The sequence below is a fragment of the Ureibacillus sp. GCM10028918 genome, from assembly GCF_042666115.1.
Lineage (GTDB): Bacteria > Bacillota > Bacilli > Bacillales_A > Planococcaceae > Ureibacillus.
The window spans coordinates 21,431-43,420 of the sequence record NZ_JBHTFK010000034.1 but is presented as its reverse complement, the minus strand read 5'-3'; the positions used below and the strand labels follow the sequence as shown (position 1 = coordinate 43,420).

The window sequence follows — 21,990 nt, the reverse complement described above, 5'->3', positions numbered from 1 at the left end:
TCATAATTCATGAGGTTTCCCTTTTTTATGGCTTCTTTTAATCCCCCAACAATTCATCAGTTTATGAATAGCTGGCTCAATTTCATCAAGTGCCACACCACCAAAACCAATTAAAAAAGTTGGCTGCTCATATTCAATTGGCTTTAATAAATAATCAGATACCGGATAAACGCCAATACCGTTTTCATTTGCAAGTTTCTTTAAGTCATATTCTGACTTATCCAAGGGCACTGAGATTAAAATGTGCATCCCTGCATGATCACCCGTAATGGATGTAGTCGGATAAAAGCTTGTTATCGTATTGGTTAGCTTATCATGCTTTTTGCGGTAGATTTTCCGCATTCGATTTAGGTGTTTTGAGAAGTGCCCGTCCTTCATAAAGTTCGCCAAGATGTGTTGGTCGAACCTTGGTACTGTCGCGGAATAATAGCTAAAAATCTCCTGATAGGATTGCAAAAGTGAAGGGGGCAAAACAAAATAAGCTACACGCAGTGAAGGCATTAAAGACTTCGTAAAAGTACTTAAATAGATAACCTTTTCATTCTGATCCATCCCTTGTAATGCTGGAATTGGCTTTCCAATATAACGAAATTCACTATCATAATCATCTTCAATGATATACCGATTCGCGGCTTTGGATGCCCAATTCAATAGTTGTGTTCTTCTCGCAGCTGATAGTACAGCTCCTGTTGGGAATTGATGGGAAGGGGTAATATAGACGATATTCGCGTCCGTTTTTTCTAGTTCATCAACGAGTAGTCCGTCTTCATCGACAGCAATGGGAACTGCTTTGTTTGCTAAATGAATTCTAGGGATTGCGGAATAACCGGGATTTTCTAGAGCAATTTTTGAATTTGCCTCGATTAAACGTAAAATCATAGGCAGTAGATGTTCAGTCCCCGACCCAATTACAATCTGCTCCGGGTTACATATAATGCCTCTTGATTGATACAAATAATTAGCAATTTCTAAACGAAGTTCATACTCTCCTTGAGGCTCGCCTACTTGGAGATATTCCTTCGATGGATAATCAAATAAATCCTTTGCATACTTCCTCCAAATAGCAAAAGGAAAGGATTCTGCATCAATTTTTCCGGGATGAAAATTATATTTATATGGATCGATTCCCTTTAAATGGGTTTCAACAGTTATTTTCGCCTGCTTATTTTCAATAAAGGGTAATTCATCAATTTCCTCAACAAAGAAGCCTATACGCGGTTTAGAAGCAATATAGCCCTCTGCAAGTAATTGTCCATATGCAATCTCAACTGTTGTTTGGCTAATATTTAAAAAGTCGGCTAATTTCCTTTTAGAGGGTAATTTTGTTCCGACTTCAATTTGTTTTGTAATAATCGCATCTTTCATTCCGATATAAAGTTGTTCATATAATGGCCTTTTACTATTTTTTTCTAGTTTGAAGATTAGCATATCCATGGGCGTTCCTCCTGGGTGACCATAAGACTTTTTAGAAAATTGACTCTTTTTATATGGTCAACTTTTATTATACTTGATTACATCAAAGTATTGGAGGGGAAAATTACATGAGACAAGTTGGAACAGAGAGAGTAAAACGTGGAATGGCAGAAATGCAAAAAGGTGGCGTCATTATGGACGTGATTAATGCCGAACAAGCTAAAATTGCGGAAGCAGCAGGGGCAGTCGCAGTCATGGCTTTGGAACGTGTACCTTCAGATATTCGAAAAGCTGGCGGCGTGGCACGAATGGCCGACCCTCGCATTGTAGAAGAGGTCATGAATGCTGTATCCATTCCAGTAATGGCAAAGGCTCGAATTGGACATATTGTAGAAGCTCGTGTATTAGAAGCAATGGGTGTTGATTATATTGATGAAAGTGAAGTATTAACACCGGCAGATGAAGAATTTCATTTATTAAAAAGTCACTATACGGTACCTTTTGTATGCGGATGCCGTGATCTTGGGGAAGCTGCTCGGCGTATTGGGGAAGGAGCTTCGATGCTTCGTACAAAAGGTGAGCCAGGCACTGGCAATATCGTTGAAGCTGTACGCCATATACGGAAAGTAAATGCGCAGGTTCGACGTGTGGTTGGCATAAATGAAGATGAACTAATGACTGAAGCTAAAGATTTAGGTGCACCATATGAATTGCTGGTTGAAATTAAACGATTAGGACGTCTTCCAGTGGTCAATTTCGCTGCTGGAGGGGTAGCAACACCTGCTGATGCTGCGTTAATGATGGAATTAGGAGCAGATGGTGTATTTGTTGGTTCTGGTATTTTTAAATCCGAAAATCCTGAAAAATTTGCCCGTGCCATTGTGGAAGCGACAACTCATTACCAGGATTATCAATTAATTGCTGAGGTTTCAAAAGAGTTAGGAAGTCCAATGAAGGGCATTGAAATTGCAACACTCCTGGATAGTGAACGTATGCAGGAACGAGGTTGGTAGGATGAAAATAGGGGTTCTTGCTTTACAAGGAGCAGTGAGGGAGCATATTCATCAGATTCAATCACTCGGGTGTGAAGCTAACGAAGTCAAATCTTTGAATGACCTCTCGGGATTAAATGGACTTGTGTTACCTGGAGGGGAAAGTACAACGATGCGTAGATTATTGGAACGCCATCAATTGCTGAACCCAATCCGTTCCTTAGCTCAGCTGGGAATACCGATGTTTGGAACATGTGCAGGACTTATTTTATTGGCTAAAGAAATTGTCGGAGATGATGAAGCACATCTAAAATTAATGGACGTTGTGATAGAACGCAATTCCTTCGGCAGACAGGCCGACAGTTTTGAAGTGGAAATAGCGGTTGATCAGATTGGCGACGACATTTCAGCGGTATTTATACGGGCACCACATATTGTTTCGGTTGGTCCCAATGTTGAAATTTTAGCAGAATTTGATGGGCGAATAGTTTTAGCAAAAGAAGGGCAATATTTAGGATGTTCGTTTCATCCAGAACTAACTGAAGATACTCGTCTAATGCACTATTTTATTGAAATGGTGAGAGATTTTAATAAGTCTCCTCTTGCAAAATCGAACAGCATATAGTACATTATGGTTAATTTGATTCGCAAATGGCGAAGAACATATTGATAACATCGATGATAGGAAGTAGTAGCAAGCACGTTTTTTTAAGAGAGTCAGCGGGTGGTGGAAGCTGATAAAGGCACTTGTGAATCCGTCCTTGAGTTGCTTAAGCTGAATTCGCAGTAGGCTTTTGCCGGTTGAAAAGCCGTTATGAGATAAGCGGATTAGAAATTTTTCTAATCAATTAGGGTGGCAACGCGGGTAGCTCTCGTCCCTTTATGGGGATGAGGGCTTTTTGTGTTCTCTTTCTCTAATACGGTGAAGTGGAGTAGTAACGTAATCATAAAATATTATAAATGGAGGAATCAACATGTTAGATATTAAACGTGTCCGTGATAATTATACAGAAGTGAAAAAAGTTCTTCTAACTCGTAATGAAGATTTAGGGAATATTGATGAGTTTGAAGTGTTGGATGCAAAACGTCGTGAATTAATTGCAAAAACAGAAGTATTAAAAGCAGAACGCAATAAAGTGTCAGACCAAATTTCAGTGATGAAACGCAACAAAGAGAATGCCGATGAAGTCATTGCCCGCATGCGTGAAGTGGGAGACGAAATTAAGCAATTAGATAACGAGCTTCGTGAAGTGGAAGAAAAGTTCGATTATATGATGATGCGTTTACCAAACATCCCTCATGAATCTGTTCCTGTTGGTGAAACAGAAGACGATAATGTTGAGGTTCTTACATGGGGTGAGCAACCAAACTTTGACTTTGAAGCGAAACCACACTGGGATCTTGCAACAGACTTACAAATTGTTGACTTTGAACGTGCCGGTAAAGTGACGGGTAGCCGTTTTGTATTCTATCGCGGCTTGGGAGCTCGTTTAGAACGTGCTTTAATGAGCTTTATGATGGATTTGCATGCTGAGGAACATGGCTATGAAGAAATGCTGCCACCAGTAATCGTTAACCGTGACAGCTTAACTGGTACAGGTCAATTACCGAAGTTTGAGGAAGATGTCTTCAAATTAGTAGATACAGACTACTTTATGATTCCTACTGCTGAAGTGCCTGTAACAAACTTCTATCGAGATGAAATTATCGACGCTGAAATATTGCCTAAAGGATTTGCTGCCTATAGCTCTTGTTTCCGTTCTGAAGCAGGTTCTGCAGGTCGTGATACGCGCGGTTTAATTCGCCAACATCAATTTAACAAAGTGGAGTTGGTTCGCTTTGTAAAACCAGAAGATTCTTATGATGAATTAGAAAAATTAACAGGCCATGCAGAAAAAGTCCTTCAATTATTAGGTCTACCATACCGTAAATTATTAATGAATACATCTGATCTTGGATTCACGGCAGCGAAAAAGTATGATTTAGAAGTATGGATGCCAACACAAAACATGTACCGTGAAATTTCTTCTTGTTCAAACTTTGAAGACTTCCAAGCGCGCCGTGCAAACATTCGTTTCCGCCGCGAACAAGGGGCAAAACCAGAATACGTACACACTTTAAACGGTTCAGGCCTTGCAATTGGCCGTACGGTGGCCGCACTTTTAGAAAACTATCAGCAAGCCGACGGGTCAGTAGTAATACCTGAAATATTAAGACCATACATGGGCGGTAAGGAAGTTATCGCTCCAAAATAAAACCAAGTCGGCTCTGCACCGAAAGCTTGCGACAGGTGCAAGTAAGTGGAAGCGTAGTAATTCCTGAAGTATTAAGACCATAATGGGTAGTAAGAATGTTATTGCGCCGAAGTAAAATATATATAAAAATAGCCAAGACATGTTCTTGGCTATTTTCTATTTCCATAGGGAATACACATTGGTGTTCCGTAAATTGGGTCATCTATAATTTCGCAATTTAATTGAAAAACATCTTGTACGAGCTTTACTGTGACGATATCTTTTGGTTTTCCTTGTGCATACACTCCCTTATTGACGAGTGCAATAATATTCGTTGCATAGCGGGAAGCCAAATTGAGGTCATGCAGTACCATCACAATTGTTCGATTTTCTTCATGGTTTAACTTGTACAATAAATCTAATACTTCAATTTGATGCGTGACATCTAAATAGGTTGTTGGTTCATCGAGTAAAATAATGTCTGTTTGTTGGGCCAAAGTCATTGCAATCCAAGCACGCTGTCTTTGTCCACCTGAGAGGTTTTCAATTTCGTAATCTTTAAACTCCGTTAGGCCGGTTGCAGCAATTGCTTGTTCAACAATTTGTTGATCCTCATTAGACCATTGTTTGCGCCAATTTTGATAAGGGTAGCGTCCTTGCTTTACTAATTGGAGAACGGTTAAGCCTTCTGGCGCCGTTGGTTGTTGTGGTAGAATAGCTAATCTTTTAGCAGTTTCTTTTGCCGAAAAGCTCGTAATATCTTCTGCATTTAAAAGGATTGCTCCACTTTTTGGCTTTAATAATCGAGCAATTGATCTGAGTAATGTAGATTTCCCGCAACCATTTGCACCGATGAGTACCGTGATTTCTCCTTTAGGCAAAACTAAATCTAAAGGCTCGATAATGATTTTTTCACCATAATTTAATTGTAGCTGCTTTGTTTCAATCATTCCTATCAGCCTACCTTTTTTGCATTTTGATTAACAGATAAATAAAATAAGGTGCTCCTATAGCTGCTGTAAATACCCCTGCTGGAACTTCTAAAGAACCAAACAAGCTACGTCCAATTGTATCGGCAAGAACTACCAATATTCCGCCAATACAAGCTGATACAGGAATAAGAGAACCAAAGGAAGATCCTACTAACCTACGGGCAATATGTGGGGCCATTAATCCAACAAACCCAATTGTACCGGCAAATGCGACTGCGCTTCCCACAAGAGCAGTACATAAAAGCAGCAAGGCCAATCTTGTTTTCTGAACACGTTGTCCTAAGCTGGTTGCTACATCATTACCGAATTGCTGTAAATTTAAATGGCGAGTAACTAGTAAGGTTATGATGAATAAGCAAGCTATTACTGGAATAATAATATTCACTTGTTGCCATGTCGCACTATTTACACTTCCTGTAATCCATACATTTGCTTTACTCGCTTGATAAATTGGACCAACAAGCATTAGCACGGTTGAGGCTGCTTGCATAAAAGCAGCAATCCCTACGCCGATCATTACTAATCGTGTAGCTGTTACACCATTCGTCCAAGATAAAGTGTAGACGACTAGAGCCGTAATCGCGGCACCAACAAATGCAGCAACAGGCATCCATTCCATGCTTACAGTTAACGAATAATTGGCATCACTAAATATTGCTAAGAAGGCAACAACGGCTACGCCTGCACCTGCTGAAATACCAATTACATCTGGTGAAGCCAGGGGATTTCTTATAATGCCTTGTAAAATTGCACCTGATACGGCCAAACCCATCCCAGCAAATAAAGCGACAATAATGCGCGGCATTCGAAATTCTTGAACAATTAAAGTGTCGAATGAAGAACCATTTCCAAGCATAATCGATATAACTTTAAGCGGGGAAATGAAGGAATCACCTACCGACAAACTCATAATAAACGTTAAAGCAACTACTAATATTAATATTCCAAGTCTTTTCATAGCGCTTAAATCTATTAATTGTGAAAAGAACTTAGTTTGTAAGTTCAACAGCTTTTTCATCCTTTTTTAAACCCCTTTCTTGCAATATATACAAAAATAGGAGTACCAATAAAGGCAGTCATTACACCAACTGGGACTTCTTGTGGCATGATAATATAACGTGCCCCTATATCCGCAAACAGCAATAAAATTGCTCCAAGTAGAGCTGCTAAAGGAATATACCATTGATGCTCAGTGCCAATCAATTTGCGTGCAATATGAGGAATAATCAGTCCGATAAAACTAATAGGTCCAGCAATCGCGACTGAGCCTCCAGCTAGTAGAACCACAATGAGTACAATTAAAAATTTAGTCCTTAAAATATTCAATCCTAGCCCCTTTGCAACATCCTCACCTAGAGACAGCAAATTGAGTTGTTTCGTCATGATAGCAGTGATTAACCATCCAACAAATAAAAACGGCAGTACAACCCATAGCAGGTGTAAATCTCTTCCCTGTACAGATCCTGCAAGCCAAAATAACACTTGATCCAGCTGAGCTTCATTAATAGCCAATAAACCCTGTGTTAACGAATAAAACATCGCTCCTAAAGCAGTCCCTGCTAAAGTCAAATTGATAGGCGTCATCCCGCCATCCCCTATAGAGCTAATAGCTAAAATACTAAGTGCAGATACAGTCGCACCTAAAAATGCGACTAATGTAAAGCTAAAGAGACTTGTCATTTGTAAAATACTCATGGCAAGTACAATAAATAAGCCGGCACCGGCATTGATTCCTAAAATTCCTGGTGAAGCTAAAGGATTTCTTGTCATTGTTTGAAGTAACGCACCTGCAACTGCGAGGGATGCTCCAACAAAAGTGGCAATAAGTGCCCGAGGCAATCGATGTTCAAGAATGATAAGATGTTCATTACTTTCATTGTAATGAAAAAATGCCTCCCAAGTGGTATGTAAATTTGTATTAGCATAGCCATATGTAATACTTAGCACTATACCAATTAGCATAGTGATGGAACTTAAAAATAATAGGGTTACTTTTAGAAAATTACTTGTCATCATATAGATATCCTTTTAATAGAATGAAAATTTAACAAATATTGTATTGACATAAGGTGGTTTGAAGAATATGATTTAGCTTGTCAGAGAATGATAATCATTATCAATTATTTTCCCATAATAATACACTACCACACATATTGGAGGAAAAAAAGATGAAAAGTTCATTTAATAAGATCTTAGGTATATTCTTACTACTAACGGTTTGTATCCTAGCAGCTTGTAGCGACTCAAAATCAAATGAAGAATCGAAAAGTGCTGCCCCAGCAGAGGAAAAGTCTAAAGCATACACAGTGGAGCATGCTATGGGTTCTACGGATATTCCTGCAACACCAGAAAAAATTGTCGTGTTAACAAATGAAGGAACAGAGGCATTACTTGCTTTGGGCATAAAACCGGTTGGTGCGGTATCTTCATGGTCAGGTGAACCTTGGTACGAACATATTACTGACCAAATGGATGGCGTAGAAGTTGTAGGACAAGAAACAGCAATCGATTTAGAAGCGATTGCTAAGTTAAAGCCAGATTTAATTATTGGTAACAAAGTTCGTCAAGAAGCTGATTATGAAAACTTAAGTAAAATTGCTCCAACTGTTTTTGCTGAAACTTTAACAGGTCAATGGAAAGATAATTTTTCATTATATGCAAAAGCGGTAAACGCTGCAGATAAAGGAGAAGAGGTATTAGCAAACTATGATGCTAAGGTTGAAGAGGCTAAAGAGACTTTGGGTGATGTAACAAATCAATCTGTATCAGTTGTTCGTTTCCTATCAGGTACTTCTCGAATTTATTACACGGATTCATTCTCAGGCGTTATTTTAGAGGAGTTAGGCTTTAATCGTGTGGAAGAGCAAGCTGAGTTATTCACTGAAGATAATCAAATGGCAGTAGAAGTTGGGAAAGAACTAATTCCACAAATGGATGGGGAATTATTATTCTACTTTACTTACCTGCCAACAGGAGACGATTCAGCATCTGCAACAGAAGTAGAATGGACAACTGATCCATTATGGGAAAATCTATCCGCTGTTAAGAATGGCAAGGCATATAGCGTGAGCGATGCTGTTTGGAATACAGCAGGTGGAGTCTTAGCGGCTCAGAAAATGCTAGAAGAGATTCAAGAATTATTGGCTCCTTAATTTCATAGTTTAAATTTGAACAGGACTTGTAATAAGTGACAAGCCCTGTTCTTTTCAATTTATTAGTTTAAAAGAATAAAAATCCGATACTGATAATTACGCCAGTAAAGAGTAGCACGAATAAACAGAAGCCCATAATATCCTTTGCTTTAAGTCCGGCTATAGCTAAAGCTGGTAATGCCCAAAATGGTTGAATCATATTGGTCCAGGCATCTCCCCATGCAATGGCCATTGCCGTTTTCGCATAGTCTGCCCCTAAAGATTGTGCGGCATCTAACATAATCGGTGCTTGCACTGCCCATTGACCACCACCGGAAGGAACAAAGAAGTTCACTAATCCGGCGGAATAAAAAGTAAATAAATAGAAAGTGAAATCATTAGAAATACTAATAAAGAATTCTGAAAAAACGCCAGCTAATCCAGATACCGTCATCATCCCCATAATCCCTGCATAGAACGGGAATTGGAACACGATACCGGCTGTCGTTTTAATGGCTGCTTGAGCCGCTGCTAAGAAGCGCTGAGGTGTACCGTGCAAAATAATACCAAGAATGATAAAAATCGTATTGACGATATTTAAATCTAGTAAAAATCCTTTCGTCACAAAGTGATGAATTAAATAGGAAAGACCAATAAGTCCAATTAAAATTGTTAATAAAGAACTTCTCTCAGTCCATGAAGCAAATGTCTTTTCAGCAAGAGGAAACTTTTGCTCCTCTTCTACTAATAATGCCGGATCCACCTCGACTACATCTTCGTCTTTTGGCATCATCCAACGGTTAAAGAAAGGCAATGTAAACCCAATCACTATCACGATGAACAAGTTATACGGTGTGAAAATCGTATCGGAAGTTGGGACGACACCCATGATTCCTGCAAATGGATGCCCCTCTGTTGCAACTGAAAGAGGAATGGAACCGGCTAGACCACCATGCCAAATAATAAAACCAGAGTAAGCGCTGGCGATTAATAATCGATAATCAACTTTCTTTACATGACGTGCAATTTCTTTTGCAAATAAAGCACCAATGACTAAGCCAAAGCCCCAGTTAATCCAACAAGCTAATAACGAAATGAATGATACGATTATGATGGCACTCGAAGGCTTCTTAATCTTACTTGCAATGGAAGATAGGAATTTCTTAAAGATAGGGCTGTTAGCTAATACATGTCCGGCTGCTAAGACGATGACCATTTGCATTGTAAAAGAGAGTAGTCCCCAGAACCCATCACCCCAGTAAACAACCATGTCTAGTGGTGAGCTAGGTGTCAGAATAACCCCTAATAGGAAAACAAGTACCGTTAAAATTACAACGAAAATATAGGGATCTGGCAGGTACTTTTCCATAATGGCGTTTGATATTCTTGTTAATGTTTTCATCTAACGTCTTCTCCTTTCATACTAATTTTGAAAAATACGGGAAAAGTATTTTTCGATGCATAATATGTCATCAAGAAGATTATTATTTCGATAATAATAAAAAATATAGCCTGGAAAATAAGTAGAAAAGAAATAAAAGTAGTAGGATTTTATTGTAGTAAAGTGTGAAAATATTTCTTCAAATATTGTAAGATGAAAATAATGATTATTTGAAATGTAAAAAAGCTTACTAGAAGGGGATAAAAGAATGGAACATTTAATTTATAAAAACTTAAAGAAAATAGAGCTCTCTGGGATTCGGAAGTTTACGAACATGCTAGTAGACTATCCTAATGCAATTAACTTAACAATTGGCCAACCGGATTTTCCAACACCAACTCAAATCAAAGAAAAGGCAAAACTAGCGATTGATCAAAACTTTACATCCTATACGCCTAATGCGGGGATTATTGAATTACGTAAAGCTATTGGGGCATTTTATGATACTCATTACGGACTTTCTTATAATCCGCAAGATGAAATTATTGTGACACATGGTGCTTCAGGTGCACTCACAATTGCATTAAGAACCATTTTAGAAGAAGGGTGCGAGGTGATTCTATCAGCTCCTGCTTACCCTGGCTATATCCCACTTATTGAGCTTTGCGGGGCAGTTCCAGTTTGTGTGGATACAGAAGCTACAGACTTTGTCTTAACGGCCGAATTAATTGAAAAACATATTACAGAGAAAACAAGATGCGTTATTCTTCCTTCACCATGTAATCCAGTCGGGACAATTATTGAAGATGCTGAATTGAAAAAAATTGCTTCACTATTAAAAGAGAAAGAGATTTTTATTATTTCTGATGAAATTTATAGTGAGTTAACTTATGAAAAAACACATAAATCGATTGCCTCTTATGAAGGTATGCGTAATAAAACAATCGTTATCAACGGTGTATCAAAGTCTCACTCCATGACAGGCTGGCGAATTGGGTATACGTTAGCGCCGGGCTATTTAACAAAAGAGATGACGAAGCTAAATGGCTATTATATTAGCTGTGCATCAAGCATTAGTCAGCATGCGGCACTCGCAGCTTTAACAGATGGAGTAAATGATCCAATTGAAATGAAGAAAGAATATAAAGTACGTCGCGATTATGTATATGAACGATTAGTTGCGATGGGCTTTGATGTTGTAAAACCAGCAGGAGCATTTTATATCTTCCCGTCCATTAAGAAAACGGGCATGACCTCTTTTGATTTCTGTATAAGTCTACTAAAAGAACAGGAGCTAGCGACGGTTCCAGGCAGTGCATTCTCACAATTTGGTGAGGGCTACATTAGATTGTCTTTCGCACAGCCTCTAGAAGTATTACAAAAGGGTATGGATCGCTTAGAAAAATTTATGACGAAGTTTAACTAGAAGTTATTGGGAAGGGACTGACCTTAGCGGGTTGGTCCTTTTTCATTTGAATCTTCCAATATGTTATAGCTAGGGAGTAATAAGTCAATTTGAATAAAATCCCTCTGTTTTAACCAATAACTAAGGTTAAAACAGAGGGGCTAGTGATTTGACACAATAGAGTGGTTAAATGGACAGAGGAAGAAATCAAGTCCCTGATTTGTAGGATAGAAAGTAGCAACAAGTGTTTTGTGTTTAAAATGAATTTCAACTAGTTTCCCTTTTCAGTCCTTCAACCTCGCAACGAATTTTAAAAAACAGCTCCTCTATGAGATGTTCAACCTTCTGAATTTTTAAAAGACGACGTTTCCCAACTCGGCGGTCAAATAACGCAAAGGCTCGAATCGAGGGGTCTTCCGAAGTCAAAGCTTGTTCAATTGATAGATGAGGATAACTCAATAAAGCAGTATAGAGATGCCAGCTCCCCAATACACCAGCTTCGACTAGCTCTTCTTCGGCTTGATTGGATGCTGCCATTAATGCTTTTCTTTCTGGTGAGTTAAACATTACTTCCCAATCCTTATTATATGGAATGGGATTTAATGCATACTGTTCTTTCAATTCTTGCTCTCGATAATAGTGCTGTACTGAAAATGAAAAATCGGCGGCACTGAAGATTTGCTCTTTATCAAACGTTAGCCATACTCGCGCTTGATCGTCATGAGAATGGCGATATACAGCTGCATGTAATTCAATTCGACCCTTTAAGGAATCACACAAAAATCCTTCCATGGTCTTTTTTAATTTACTAAATTTCATGCTCCTTCACCTTTTGTTCCAAACGTTTTCGCTCTAATTTTTCAGCTTTTTTCCTTTCTCGAATGGCACGGAAAAAACTAGTTAACATATCACCGCACTCGTCTGCTAAAACGCCTTCGGTTACTTCGCATTCATGGTTAAAGCGGGAATCATTAAGCAAGCGGTATAAAGAATCAACACAGCCGGCCTTCATATCTCTAGCCCCGTAGACTACACGGGGTACACGGGATTGAAGAATCGCCCCGGCACACATCGGACAAGGCTCTAAAGTAACATACAAAGTTGTTTCTTCTAATCGCCAACTTCCAATCGCTTCACAGGCTTGTTGAATTGCCATTAACTCGGCATGTGTGACAGCATTTTGTGAGGTTTCTCGTAAATTATGTGCACGTCCAATAATTTGATCTTTATAGACAATCACAGCTCCAATCGGTACCTCACCCAGGGCTTGTGCTTTTTTTGCTTCTTCCATTGCTTCAAGCATAAATTTCCGGTCTCTTTCAAAAAGTTCCACGTTCATCTCTCCTTGCTTGATAGTTTAACATGGCAGTATGGAAAAAAGAACGTATGAAACATTGTCGGTAGTTAGAAGAGATAAAAATAATGGTCTATCTTGACATTGTATAACCTTTATAATAATTCCTTATTTTGTTCATTCACTGTCTCTGTTTTTCGACAAGCTCATATGATAAAATGAATAGCATTGACGAATTTAGACTTGAAGGAGGGACTTCTCATGGCTGTTCCATTTATTACAGTAGAGGGTCCAATTGGTGTGGGGAAAACGTCGTTATCCAAAGCGATTTCTAACGCCTTTGAATACCATCTATTAAAAGAAATCGTGGATGAAAATCCGTTTCTAGGAAAGTTCTATGAAGATATTGATGAGTGGAGCTTTCAAACGGAGATGTTCTTCCTTTGTAATCGATATAAACAACTGAGCGATATTAAAAAACATATTATAGAAACAGGGACACCTGTCGTTGCGGATTATCATATATTCAAAAATCTAATATTTGCTAAACGTACTTTAAAGCCCTCAGAATTTGAAAAGTATGAATCCATCTACAATATATTAACTGCAGATATGCCACGACCGAATATGGTTGTGTATTTACATGCAAGTAACGATACATTAATGAATCGGATTGCGATGCGTGGAAGAGAATTCGAAAAAATGATTACGCGGGATTACATAGAGCAATTAGCGGCGGATTATCATGAATTCATTCAACATTTTGAAGTGATGCATCCTGATATTCCCGTCATTCAATTAAATGGCGACCAAATAGACTTTGTAAAAAATCCTGAAGATCTAGAGCAGGTATTAAAATTAGTAGAAGAAAAGCTACAACAAAGGAGTTCACACATAGAATGAATTTACGAGAAAAATATAATATTCCCTCCAATACGGTGATTACCATTGCTGGAACAGTAGGGGTCGGAAAGTCAACGATGACGAAAGCACTTGCAGAAGCTTTAAACTTCCGTACTTCATTTGAAAAAGTAGATACAAACCCATATTTGGACAAGTTCTATGATGATTTTGAAAAGTGGAGCTTCCATTTGCAAGTTTACTTCCTTGCTGAACGCTTTAAGGAACAGAAACGTATTTTTGAGTACGGTGGCGGCTTTATTCAAGATCGTTCCATTTACGAAGATACAGGCATCTTCGCAAAAATGCATTTTGACAAAGGCACAATGAACCCAACTGATTACGAAACATATACAAATCTATTTGATGCCATGGTGATGACGCCTTATTTCCCGCATCCAAATCTACTTGTCTATCTAGAAGGGCCAATTGACAATATTATTGGACGCATCCAAGAACGTGGTCGCGAAATGGAGCAGCAAACACCTAACGATTATTGGATTGAAATGCATGAACGCTATGAAAACTGGATTAACAGCTTCAATTCTTGTCCAGTATTACGTTTAGACATTAACGATTACGACTTAATGAGAAACCCTGAACAAATCGAAAGCATTGTGGAACGCATTGCATACATGCTGGAACAGACTAGTCATTTACGTAAGTAATAACAAGCATCATAATAAAAGAAAGATTATTTCAAAAGAGCATAACCATAAAACTGCACCGAAAGCCTGCGACAGGTGCAAACTAGCCATTTACGTAAGTAAAATAAAAGGCATTATAATAAAAGAAAGATTATTCAAAAGAGCATAACCTTAAAAACTGCACCGAAAGCTTGCGACAGGTGCAGACTAGTCATTTTTGTAAATAGTGAATGAAGGCATCATAAACAAAAGAAGTATAGTTCAAAAAAGCAGTACCTCCTTATTGAAAGAGGAGGTACTTTTTTTAGTTACCAACATTGAAAAATACAGGTGCTGACTCTATATTTTTTATCCATAGACGTTCCCGGCCGTTTATACGATCTATTACCCAGACGTCGCCTATACCTTGTTTTTCAACTTTTCGCAGCCAAGTAATCGTATCTCCAACTACTTGAGGTGAAGAATCCAATTCATTGTCTTTTGGAAACGTAAGCTGCTTTTGTTCACCAGTTTTAAGGTCTATGGTATATAGAGAGGTATACATTATTGGAATGGGTCCTTCGTTCCAATCCTTATGATCCTTAGAACGAGCCACTATGATTTTATCCGGGGAGAGCCATTCTAAATCCAGATCGACATACCCTTTAGGTGTGTATTCCTTTGGTAAAGCTGCAGATGGAATATCGGTAATAGCTGTGTTTTTATTTTCAACAAAAAATCTACCTTCACCAGAAATAAAGGCTAGTTGATTTTTTGATGGCGCCCATTTAATCCAATCTTCAAAGCCAAGCATCTTGCCTATCACTTGAAAGTTATCACCTGCTGATGAGATGACACACAATGTATTGCTGTCATTTGACCAAGAGGCAGTAGGAACTGCCAAGAAACTAACCCAATTTCCATCTGCACTCCATTTAAAATAAGCGGTATCAATCGCAAATAAGTCCTCTAAATTCGTTTGAATCGTATAAAATGGTTCAATCTTTTTTGTATCTAAGTGGGTGTCCAAGGGGACTTTAAAAAGAGGGACTGGTCCCCATCCAGTTGGCACCAAATCTGTTTGAGAAGAAACGATGAATGCTTCGCCATCTGGGAACCACTCAAAATTGCTAACACCTAGAGCTACATTCTCAAAAGCTTGTGGTCTTCCATTTTTTGTTTGCGTAACGTTTAATATTCCTTCATCTAAATAGGCTAACTGGTTTGTAGTGGGTGACCATTTATAGCTTGCGGTTTCAACATTTTGATAAGGCTGGTAACTTTCATTATTCTTTGAATCATAGATAGTTAAATACTGTTTTTCTCCATCCTTATTTCCAGCCAAATAGGCAATAAAGCGACCATCATAGGACCATTGTGGAGATGAAACATGCTGATTTTCTGTGAGCTGTATTTCATTCTCTCCTTCTTTTAGCCAAAGCTGATGATCTCTTATGAATGTTGCCTTAAGTGGAAATTCAGCAGACACATCTAGTGAAAAGCCTATAAGGAATAGAATGACTAATAAAATGCGGCTTGCCACTATCCATACCACCTCCTTATAATAGGTTGTCCTGATAAATAACAAAAATTCTAACATAATATATACCGAATGCTTTATTACACCAGCATTATAAAGCTCTAATCTCATTAACTTGTTATTGACATTTGATTTAGAAAAGAGAATAATTTTGGTTAATAGTTTAATTGAGAACGGTTCTTATTTAATAGAAGGGATACAGGAGTTGAATTATATAAATGCGAATGAACGTAAGTAATGTCGAAGTTGGTTACGATAAAAAAATAATCGTCAATGACTTAACAATTGGAATACCTGATAGTCAAATCACGACAATCATTGGGTCAAATGGTTGTGGTAAATCAACGTTATTAAAGGCTATGACCAGAATTATCCCGCATCAGAAAGGGCAGATTATGCTGGATGGTGCCGAGATTCAGAAGAAAAATACAAAGGAATTGGCAAAAGAATTAGCCATTTTACCTCAAACACAAGATAGTGCGGTCGGTCTGTTAGTAGAAGAATTGGTCTCTTATGGCCGTTTTCCTTACCAATCAGGCTTTGGGAGTTTAACGAGGGAAGATAGAGAAATTATCGATTGGGCGTTGAAATCGACGAATACTTATGAACTGAAAAATAGCTATGTGGACGAGCTTTCAGGTGGGCAGAAGCAACGTGTTTGGATTGCAATGGCTCTTGCGCAAAATACAGATATCATTTTTTTAGATGAACCCACTACATATTTAGACATGGCCCACCAGCTGGAGGTATTAGAGCTGCTTCAGAATTTGAATGAAAAAGAAAAGCGTACGATTGTGATGGTTTTACATGATTTAAATCATGCAGCAAGATTCTCGGATTATATGATTGCCCTTGAAAAAGGGAATTTAGTTAAAGCAGGGACGCCAGAGGAAGTAATGACATCCGAAGTGTTAAAAAAGGTATTCAATATTGATGCGGTTATTAGTAAGGATCCTCGTTCCAATAAACCAATTTGTATTACGTATGATTTAATCAAAGAAGAAGACCAGTTCTAATGAAAACTCCCATAAAATGAAAAATAGCACTGGTTTTAGCGACAGTGCTATTTTTTCATCTTAAAGCAATTCAAGAACCTCGTGCTTTTTCACAAGTTGTATATTGGCTTGTTTTATTTCTTCTTTATAATCTTCTACATTATCGTTATAATGCATGGCATAAATCTTTCCATGAAGCCGAGCTGGGTAATAATCCAGCACTTCTTTCAGGGTTGCATGGACACCATTAAAGGTGAAACTTACATCCTGGAAAATTCCAACGGTATTTTCATCAATTTGCTCTATCAGTTTTGTAGGCTCTAAGTGTTTAATGTCTCCCGAAAAAACGATGTTTGCTTTCTTCGATGATAATTTAAAGCCTGCACTAATTAAACCGTCTGCATGAAAATTTGTAGTATCAATCACCGAAAAAGTGTAGTTTCCAATGGTTAAGGCTTCGCCATTCTTTAAGAGGATAAAATCACAAAAATCTTCCACAGTACGTTCCTGATTTTCTAGGCTATTTTTTAGATAGTTCTTCAAAAGCGATGCAAGCTTTTCGTGGACGATTATGGTTGTTTTTATAGGTGAGTGCTGTCCATTTTCAAATTGCCAAAAACGAGTCATAACTAATTCTTCTAAACCACCGACATGATCATAATGAAGGTGTGAAATAAAGACAAAATCGATTGCTAAATAATCATATCCAGCCGCTGGCAGACTGTTTCTTAAAGTCGTTCCTGCATCAATCAATAGGAATTTTTCGTCTACTTCAATGATATAGTTATTATGATAGTTGCTTTTTGTGAAAGCACCACCTACACCTAAAGGACAAATTTTCATAGAACGTTCTCCTTTTTAACAAAGTATTAATAATTACGCAGTATACTTGTATTATACCAAATTGATCTATGGGGGAATAAAAATGAACGTTGCGATCTACTGTGGCTCACAAACAGGAAAGAAAGCTGTTTATATAGAAAAGGCAAAAGAGCTAGGTGAGACATTAGCGAAATCTAAAATTGGAATTGTCTATGGTGGTTCGAATATTGGGTTAATGGGCGCAGTTGCTGATGCGGCGTTAGAACACAATGGTAGGGTTATAGGGATTATGCCCGAACATTTACAAAAACGCGAGATTGCCCATTTACACTTAACAGAAATTCATTTTGTTGAATCGATGCACGTTCGAAAAAAGAAAATGGTCGATCTATCGGATGCATATATTGCTTTGCCAGGTGGCTGTGGCACGCTGGATGAGTATTTTGAGGTCTTTACTTGGGCTCAAATTGGCTTACATCATAACCCTGTTATTCTATATAATATCGATGGGTTTTACGATGCCCTTATTCAGCATTTTGATAAGATGATTGAAGAAGGCTTTATTCGCGAAGAGCAACGTGAGATTTTAAAGGTTGCCACAACAGCTGAAGAGATTTTAACTATTTTAATGAGTCATCAAGATGTTTTACTGAAAAAAGGGAGCTAATTGCTGTTCAAATATAATAAAGGGATACAGAAGCTAGTGGTAATGTTACTTATTACTGGCTTTTTTATTTATTCGCTGAGTTTGTTCATATTAGTAATTATAGTATGAAGAGTAAGAAAATTCATAAAACATAGTTGACTTATCGGAAAACTGATATTAAGATTATGTTAGTTTCATATAAAGCTGATTGGAAAACCAAAGGCTGCAATCGTACCTAGTATTTAATTAGGGGCGAGTTGCTGCCTTTTTTATTTAGGAGGAAAAGATGATGACAAAATTTAGTTATATCTCCCATTTAGAATGCCCGAAATGTGGCGAAACATATGAGGAAAATAAAATTCAACAATTATGTAAGTGTGGATCACCATTATTAGTACGCTATGACTTAGAAAAAGTAAAAGCAAATGTATCACGTGAAGAAATCACAAATCGTCCAAATACTTTATGGAAATACCATGAAGTACTACCGGTTCATAATCAAGCTGATGTTATTTCGTTGGGGGAAGGGATGACCCCATTTGAAAAGCTCCCGACTTTGGGTGCTGAATACGGGCTAAATAATCTTTATATAAAAGACGAAGGTGTCATCCCAACGGGTTCCTTTAAAACAAGAGGTGCAAGTGTTGGTATTTCGAAAGCAAAAGAACTAGGCGTTAAGCAATTGGCAATGCCGACAAACGGAAATGCTGGAGCTGCTTGGGCATTATATGCAGCTAAAGCAAATATTAAAGCCACAATTGTTATGCCGCTAGACGCACCTGAAATTACAAGAAAAGAAGTTTATATTTCAGGCGGTGATCTACATTTAATTAATGGTTTAATCAGTGATGCAGGGAAGGTTGTAGCAAACCTAGTCCAAAATCAAGGAGTCTATGATGCTTCTACATTAAAAGAGCCTTATCGTATTGAAGGTAAAAAGACAATGGGATATGAGATTGTTGAGCAATTCGGCTGGAAAGTGCCAGATGTGATTTTATATCCAACTGGCGGTGGCGTAGGCATTATCGGAATTTACAAAGCGATTCTGGAGATGCAGGAATTAGGGTGGATTGAAAATGGAAAGTTCCCACGTTTAGTAGCTGTTCAAGCAGAAGGATGTGCACCTATTGTTGACGCTTGGAAAAAGGGAGAAAAAGAATCTATCTTCTTCGAGAATTCAACTACATGTGCATTTGGTATCAACGTGCCAAAAGCGTTGGGTGATTTCTTGGTATTAGAGGGGATTTATGCAACTGATGGATGTGCTATCGCGATTTCTGAGGAAGCATTATTAGAGGCCCAAAAACAAGTGGCATCATTAGAAGGAAACTTTATTTGCCCAGAAGGTGCAGCAACATTTGCAGCAGCTAAAACATTGCGTGAACAAGGCTGGATTCAAGAGGATGAGCATGTTGTCTGCTTAAATACTGGATTGGGACTGAAATATCCTGAAACTGTTGAAGTTGAAGGTGTCGAAACACTTCAGCCTGGTCAGCAGATTTTAGTAAATAATTAATTGTTAGATGGTGGAAAATTTGACATTCGATTGGCAATATATGGTTGATGTACTCCCTCATTATAAAACAGCACTATGGTTAACGCTAAAACTTGCTTTTATAGGGATAGTTTTTGCAATTATAGTTGGATTGATTTGCAGTATAATTCAGTATTTCAAAATAAAAGCATTAAGCAACATTGTTCAATTCTATCTAGAAATAGCACGAAATACGCCGCTATTAATTCAATTATTCTTTTTGTACTATGGACTGCCAAAGGTAGGAATCACTCTAAGTGGGGAAGTTTGCGGCATTATCGGGTTGACGTTTTTAGGAGGAAGCTATATGGCTGAGGTATTCCGATCAGGGATGGAAGCTGTTACTAAATCCCAAGTCGAAACGGGTAAAGCAATCGGACTTAGTAATCTACAATTAATGCGTTATGTAATTATCCCACAAGCATTTTCCTATAGTGTTCCAGGTTTTAGTGCGAATTGTATTTTTCTTTTAAAGGAAACGTCGGTATTTAGTGGAATTGCCATTTTAGAGCTGACGAACACTACAAAAAATTTGATGGGTATTTTTTATAAAACAAACGAAGCTTTACTCATGTTGGTTATTGGATACTTAATCATTTTACTGCCTTTAACATTGTTCTTAACTTGGCTGGAAAGGAGAGTTCGACATGCTGAATTCGGGAATTAGTGTCCTTTTTGAAGGTATAAATTTGCAACGATTACTTTTGGGACTTCTCGTAACTTTGCGTGTCGCGCTCATAGCGGTTGTGATTTCAATCGCATTAGGAATTATTATAGGCGTAATAAGAACATCCAAAAATAAACTTGTCCAGATTCCGTTCCGAATTTATTTGGAACTGTTTCGAATCATACCGATTCTAGTTTGGTTATTTGTCATTTATTATATTGTTCCTGCCAATTTCGACATAAATCTAAGTTCTGAAGTGGTTGCGCTTATTGTCTTTAGTTTATGGGGGACAGCCGAAATGAGCGATATAGTGCGTGGAGCAATCATTTCACTGCCAAAACATCAGGTTGAATCGAGTAAAGCTCTCGGGCTAAGTCCGGTTCAAATGTATCGTTATGTGCTCATCCCACAAGCAACGAAACGATCGATTCCACCAATGATCAATTTAATTACACGGATGATTAAAACAACTTCTTTATTAACGATGATTGGCGTAATTGAAGTAATCAAAGTAGGACAGCAAATTATAGAAGTAAATAACCTAGAATATCCATCAGCCTCGTTTTGGATATACGGTATTATATTTTTTATGTATTTTTGTATTTGCTTCCCATTATCACGCTTTTCAAGAAAGCTCGAACAAAAATGGGCGGCTTAAGGAGTTGTTAGAATAATGAGTGAACAAGTTCCGATTCTGCAAGTGAAGGGACTTATTAAAGAATATGGTGAAAAGACTGTCCTAAATGGGGTCGATTTACAGGTTGAAAAAGGAAAAGTAATCGCAATTTTAGGGCCTTCGGGATGTGGAAAGAGTACCTTCTTGCGATGTCTTAATGGGTTGGAAGAAGTACAAGGTGGAGATATATTACTAGAAAGCGAGAGCCTGATTGATAAATCCACGAACTGGCGAAATGTACGTCAACGTATTGGCATGGTTTTTCAAAGTTATGATTTATTTCCCAATTTAACCGTTATGGAGAATATTCTATTATCTCCATTGAAAGTACAAAAACGACCGCGCCATGAAGTAGAGACCCAAGCAAAAGAACTTTTGGAGCGTGTTGGCTTAGCAGATAGAGCAAATGATTATCCTAGACAATTATCTGGAGGTCAAAAGCAGCGTATCGCAATTGTTAGAGCCTTATGTATTAATCCAGATATCATGTTATTTGATGAAGTAACCGCATCACTTGATCCAGAGATGGTCCGTGAAGTATTGGATGTAATTGCACAGTTAGCAGAACAAGGAATGACTATGCTGATCGTAACCCATGAGATGAACTTTGCAAGACTCGTTGCAGATGAAGTTATTTTTATGGATAAAGGGAAGATACACGAGCGAGCAGAAGCAGAAAAATTCTTTTCCGATCCACAAACCGAGCGTGCTCAACAATTTCTAAATATATTACAATTTTAGG

22 protein-coding genes and 1 other annotated feature are annotated in these 21,990 nt (G+C 38.0%); of the genes, 13 read left to right on the top strand and 9 right to left on the bottom strand.

Annotation, left to right across the window (positions count from 1 at the left end; translation table 11 throughout):
- Positions 1 to 1,434: a MocR-like pyridoxine biosynthesis transcription factor PdxR gene (gene pdxR / locus ACFQU5_RS16755; protein ID WP_390290357.1), complete on the bottom strand. Its 1,434-nt coding sequence runs from the start codon at positions 1,432 to 1,434 to the stop codon at positions 1 to 3.
- Between the two features lie 107 nt (positions 1,435 to 1,541).
- On the opposite strand from pdxR, the gene pdxS reads away from it, so the two are divergent.
- The 3 genes from pdxS to serS all read left to right on the top strand — a co-directional run bounded on the left by pdxS (position 1,542) and on the right by serS (position 4,660).
- A complete protein-coding gene (gene pdxS / locus ACFQU5_RS16750; RefSeq protein ID WP_390290354.1) occupies positions 1,542 to 2,426 on the top strand; it encodes a pyridoxal 5'-phosphate synthase lyase subunit PdxS in 885 nt (294 codons plus the stop codon).
- A gap of 1 nt (position 2,427) precedes the next feature.
- Positions 2,428 to 3,030 (top strand): pyridoxal 5'-phosphate synthase glutaminase subunit PdxT, encoded by a 603-nt coding sequence (gene pdxT, locus ACFQU5_RS16745; protein WP_390290351.1) that lies wholly within the window; start codon positions 2,428 to 2,430, stop codon positions 3,028 to 3,030.
- 44 nt (positions 3,031 to 3,074) lie between these two features.
- Positions 3,075 to 3,288 (top strand) — a binding site (T-box leader).
- 91 nt (positions 3,289 to 3,379) lie between these two features.
- Positions 3,380 to 4,660 (top strand): serine--tRNA ligase, encoded by a 1,281-nt coding sequence (serS, locus tag ACFQU5_RS16740; RefSeq protein ID WP_390290348.1) that lies wholly within the window; start codon positions 3,380 to 3,382, stop codon positions 4,658 to 4,660.
- A gap of 149 nt (positions 4,661 to 4,809) precedes the next feature.
- Here serS and ACFQU5_RS16735 read toward each other — a convergent pair whose 3' ends face one another.
- The 3 genes from ACFQU5_RS16735 to ACFQU5_RS16725 are packed head-to-tail and all read right to left on the bottom strand — an operon-like array spanning position 4,810 to position 7,647.
- Positions 4,810 to 5,589 (bottom strand): ABC transporter ATP-binding protein, encoded by a 780-nt coding sequence (locus ACFQU5_RS16735; protein WP_390290345.1) that lies wholly within the window; start codon positions 5,587 to 5,589, stop codon positions 4,810 to 4,812.
- A 10-nt stretch (positions 5,590 to 5,599) separates the two neighbouring features.
- A complete protein-coding gene (locus ACFQU5_RS16730) occupies positions 5,600 to 6,649 on the bottom strand; it encodes a FecCD family ABC transporter permease (RefSeq protein WP_390290342.1) in 1,050 nt (349 codons plus the stop codon).
- Entirely contained in the window at positions 6,646 to 7,647 is a 1,002-nt protein-coding gene (locus ACFQU5_RS16725; protein WP_390290339.1) for a FecCD family ABC transporter permease, read from the bottom strand. The genes ACFQU5_RS16730 and ACFQU5_RS16725 overlap by 4 nt, the downstream gene beginning before the upstream one ends.
- Positions 7,648 to 7,799: 152 nt before the next feature.
- Here ACFQU5_RS16725 and ACFQU5_RS16720 point away from each other — a divergent pair, with 152 nt between their 5' ends.
- Positions 7,800 to 8,783: an ABC transporter substrate-binding protein gene (locus ACFQU5_RS16720; protein WP_390290336.1), complete on the top strand. Its 984-nt coding sequence runs from the start codon at positions 7,800 to 7,802 to the stop codon at positions 8,781 to 8,783.
- Positions 8,784 to 8,850: 67 nt separating this feature from the next.
- Here the strand turns inward: ACFQU5_RS16720 and ACFQU5_RS16715 are convergent, their stop codons facing one another.
- Positions 8,851 to 10,164, bottom strand: coding sequence for a short-chain fatty acid transporter (locus tag ACFQU5_RS16715; RefSeq protein WP_390290333.1), 1,314 nt, complete (start codon positions 10,162 to 10,164; stop codon positions 8,851 to 8,853).
- Between the two features lie 247 nt (positions 10,165 to 10,411).
- Between ACFQU5_RS16715 and ACFQU5_RS16710 the strand changes: the two genes are divergently transcribed.
- Positions 10,412 to 11,569: an aminotransferase A gene (locus tag ACFQU5_RS16710; protein ID WP_390290330.1), complete on the top strand. Its 1,158-nt coding sequence runs from the start codon at positions 10,412 to 10,414 to the stop codon at positions 11,567 to 11,569.
- Positions 11,570 to 11,815: 246 nt separating this feature from the next.
- On the opposite strand, the gene ACFQU5_RS16705 is transcribed toward ACFQU5_RS16710, so the two are convergent.
- The gene (locus ACFQU5_RS16705) at positions 11,816 to 12,367 is read right to left on the bottom strand and encodes an SF0329 family protein (RefSeq protein WP_390290327.1); all 552 of its coding nucleotides are present in this window, start codon (positions 12,365 to 12,367) and stop codon (positions 11,816 to 11,818) included.
- Positions 12,357 to 12,881 (bottom strand): tRNA adenosine(34) deaminase TadA, encoded by a 525-nt coding sequence (gene tadA, locus ACFQU5_RS16700; protein ID WP_390290324.1) that lies wholly within the window; start codon positions 12,879 to 12,881, stop codon positions 12,357 to 12,359. The genes ACFQU5_RS16705 and tadA overlap by 11 nt, the downstream gene beginning before the upstream one ends.
- 222 nt (positions 12,882 to 13,103) lie before the next feature.
- On the opposite strand from tadA, the gene ACFQU5_RS16695 reads away from it, so the two are divergent.
- Together ACFQU5_RS16695 and ACFQU5_RS16690 are read left to right on the top strand one after the other, a co-directional pair.
- On the top strand, positions 13,104 to 13,745 hold the full coding sequence (locus ACFQU5_RS16695; protein ID WP_390290321.1) for a deoxynucleoside kinase: 642 nt from the start codon (positions 13,104 to 13,106) through the stop codon (positions 13,743 to 13,745).
- Entirely contained in the window at positions 13,742 to 14,410 is a 669-nt protein-coding gene (locus tag ACFQU5_RS16690; protein WP_390290318.1) for a deoxynucleoside kinase, read from the top strand. The genes ACFQU5_RS16695 and ACFQU5_RS16690 overlap by 4 nt, the downstream gene beginning before the upstream one ends.
- Positions 14,411 to 14,693: 283 nt before the next feature.
- Here ACFQU5_RS16690 and ACFQU5_RS16685 read toward each other — a convergent pair whose 3' ends face one another.
- The gene (locus ACFQU5_RS16685) at positions 14,694 to 15,911 is read right to left on the bottom strand and encodes a translocation protein TolB (RefSeq protein ID WP_390290316.1); all 1,218 of its coding nucleotides are present in this window, start codon (positions 15,909 to 15,911) and stop codon (positions 14,694 to 14,696) included.
- 215 nt (positions 15,912 to 16,126) lie between these two features.
- On the opposite strand from ACFQU5_RS16685, the gene ACFQU5_RS16680 reads away from it, so the two are divergent.
- Positions 16,127 to 16,924, top strand: a complete 798-nt coding sequence (locus ACFQU5_RS16680; RefSeq protein WP_390290313.1) for an ABC transporter ATP-binding protein — start codon at positions 16,127 to 16,129, stop codon at positions 16,922 to 16,924.
- 60 nt (positions 16,925 to 16,984) lie between these two features.
- Here the strand turns inward: ACFQU5_RS16680 and ACFQU5_RS16675 are convergent, their stop codons facing one another.
- Positions 16,985 to 17,746: an MBL fold metallo-hydrolase gene (locus ACFQU5_RS16675; RefSeq protein WP_390290310.1), complete on the bottom strand. Its 762-nt coding sequence runs from the start codon at positions 17,744 to 17,746 to the stop codon at positions 16,985 to 16,987.
- Between the two features lie 82 nt (positions 17,747 to 17,828).
- On the opposite strand from ACFQU5_RS16675, the gene ACFQU5_RS16670 reads away from it, so the two are divergent.
- The 5 genes from ACFQU5_RS16670 to ACFQU5_RS16650 all read left to right on the top strand — a co-directional run bounded on the left by ACFQU5_RS16670 (position 17,829) and on the right by ACFQU5_RS16650 (position 21,989).
- A complete protein-coding gene (locus ACFQU5_RS16670; protein WP_390290307.1) occupies positions 17,829 to 18,392 on the top strand; it encodes an LOG family protein in 564 nt (187 codons plus the stop codon).
- A 268-nt stretch (positions 18,393 to 18,660) separates the two neighbouring features.
- Positions 18,661 to 19,887 carry a threonine synthase gene (locus tag ACFQU5_RS16665; RefSeq protein ID WP_390290305.1) on the top strand — a complete coding sequence of 409 codons (1,227 nt, stop codon included), beginning with the start codon at positions 18,661 to 18,663 and terminating at the stop codon, positions 19,885 to 19,887.
- A 19-nt stretch (positions 19,888 to 19,906) separates the two neighbouring features.
- Positions 19,907 to 20,572: an amino acid ABC transporter permease gene (locus ACFQU5_RS16660; RefSeq protein WP_390290302.1), complete on the top strand. Its 666-nt coding sequence runs from the start codon at positions 19,907 to 19,909 to the stop codon at positions 20,570 to 20,572.
- Positions 20,553 to 21,230 carry an amino acid ABC transporter permease gene (locus ACFQU5_RS16655; protein WP_390290299.1) on the top strand — a complete coding sequence of 226 codons (678 nt, stop codon included), beginning with the start codon at positions 20,553 to 20,555 and terminating at the stop codon, positions 21,228 to 21,230. Before ACFQU5_RS16660 ends, ACFQU5_RS16655 begins: the two co-directional genes overlap by 20 nt.
- Positions 21,231 to 21,245: 15 nt before the next feature.
- A complete protein-coding gene (locus ACFQU5_RS16650; RefSeq protein WP_390290296.1) occupies positions 21,246 to 21,989 on the top strand; it encodes an amino acid ABC transporter ATP-binding protein in 744 nt (247 codons plus the stop codon).
- The last annotated feature ends 1 nt before the right edge of the window (position 21,990 follow it).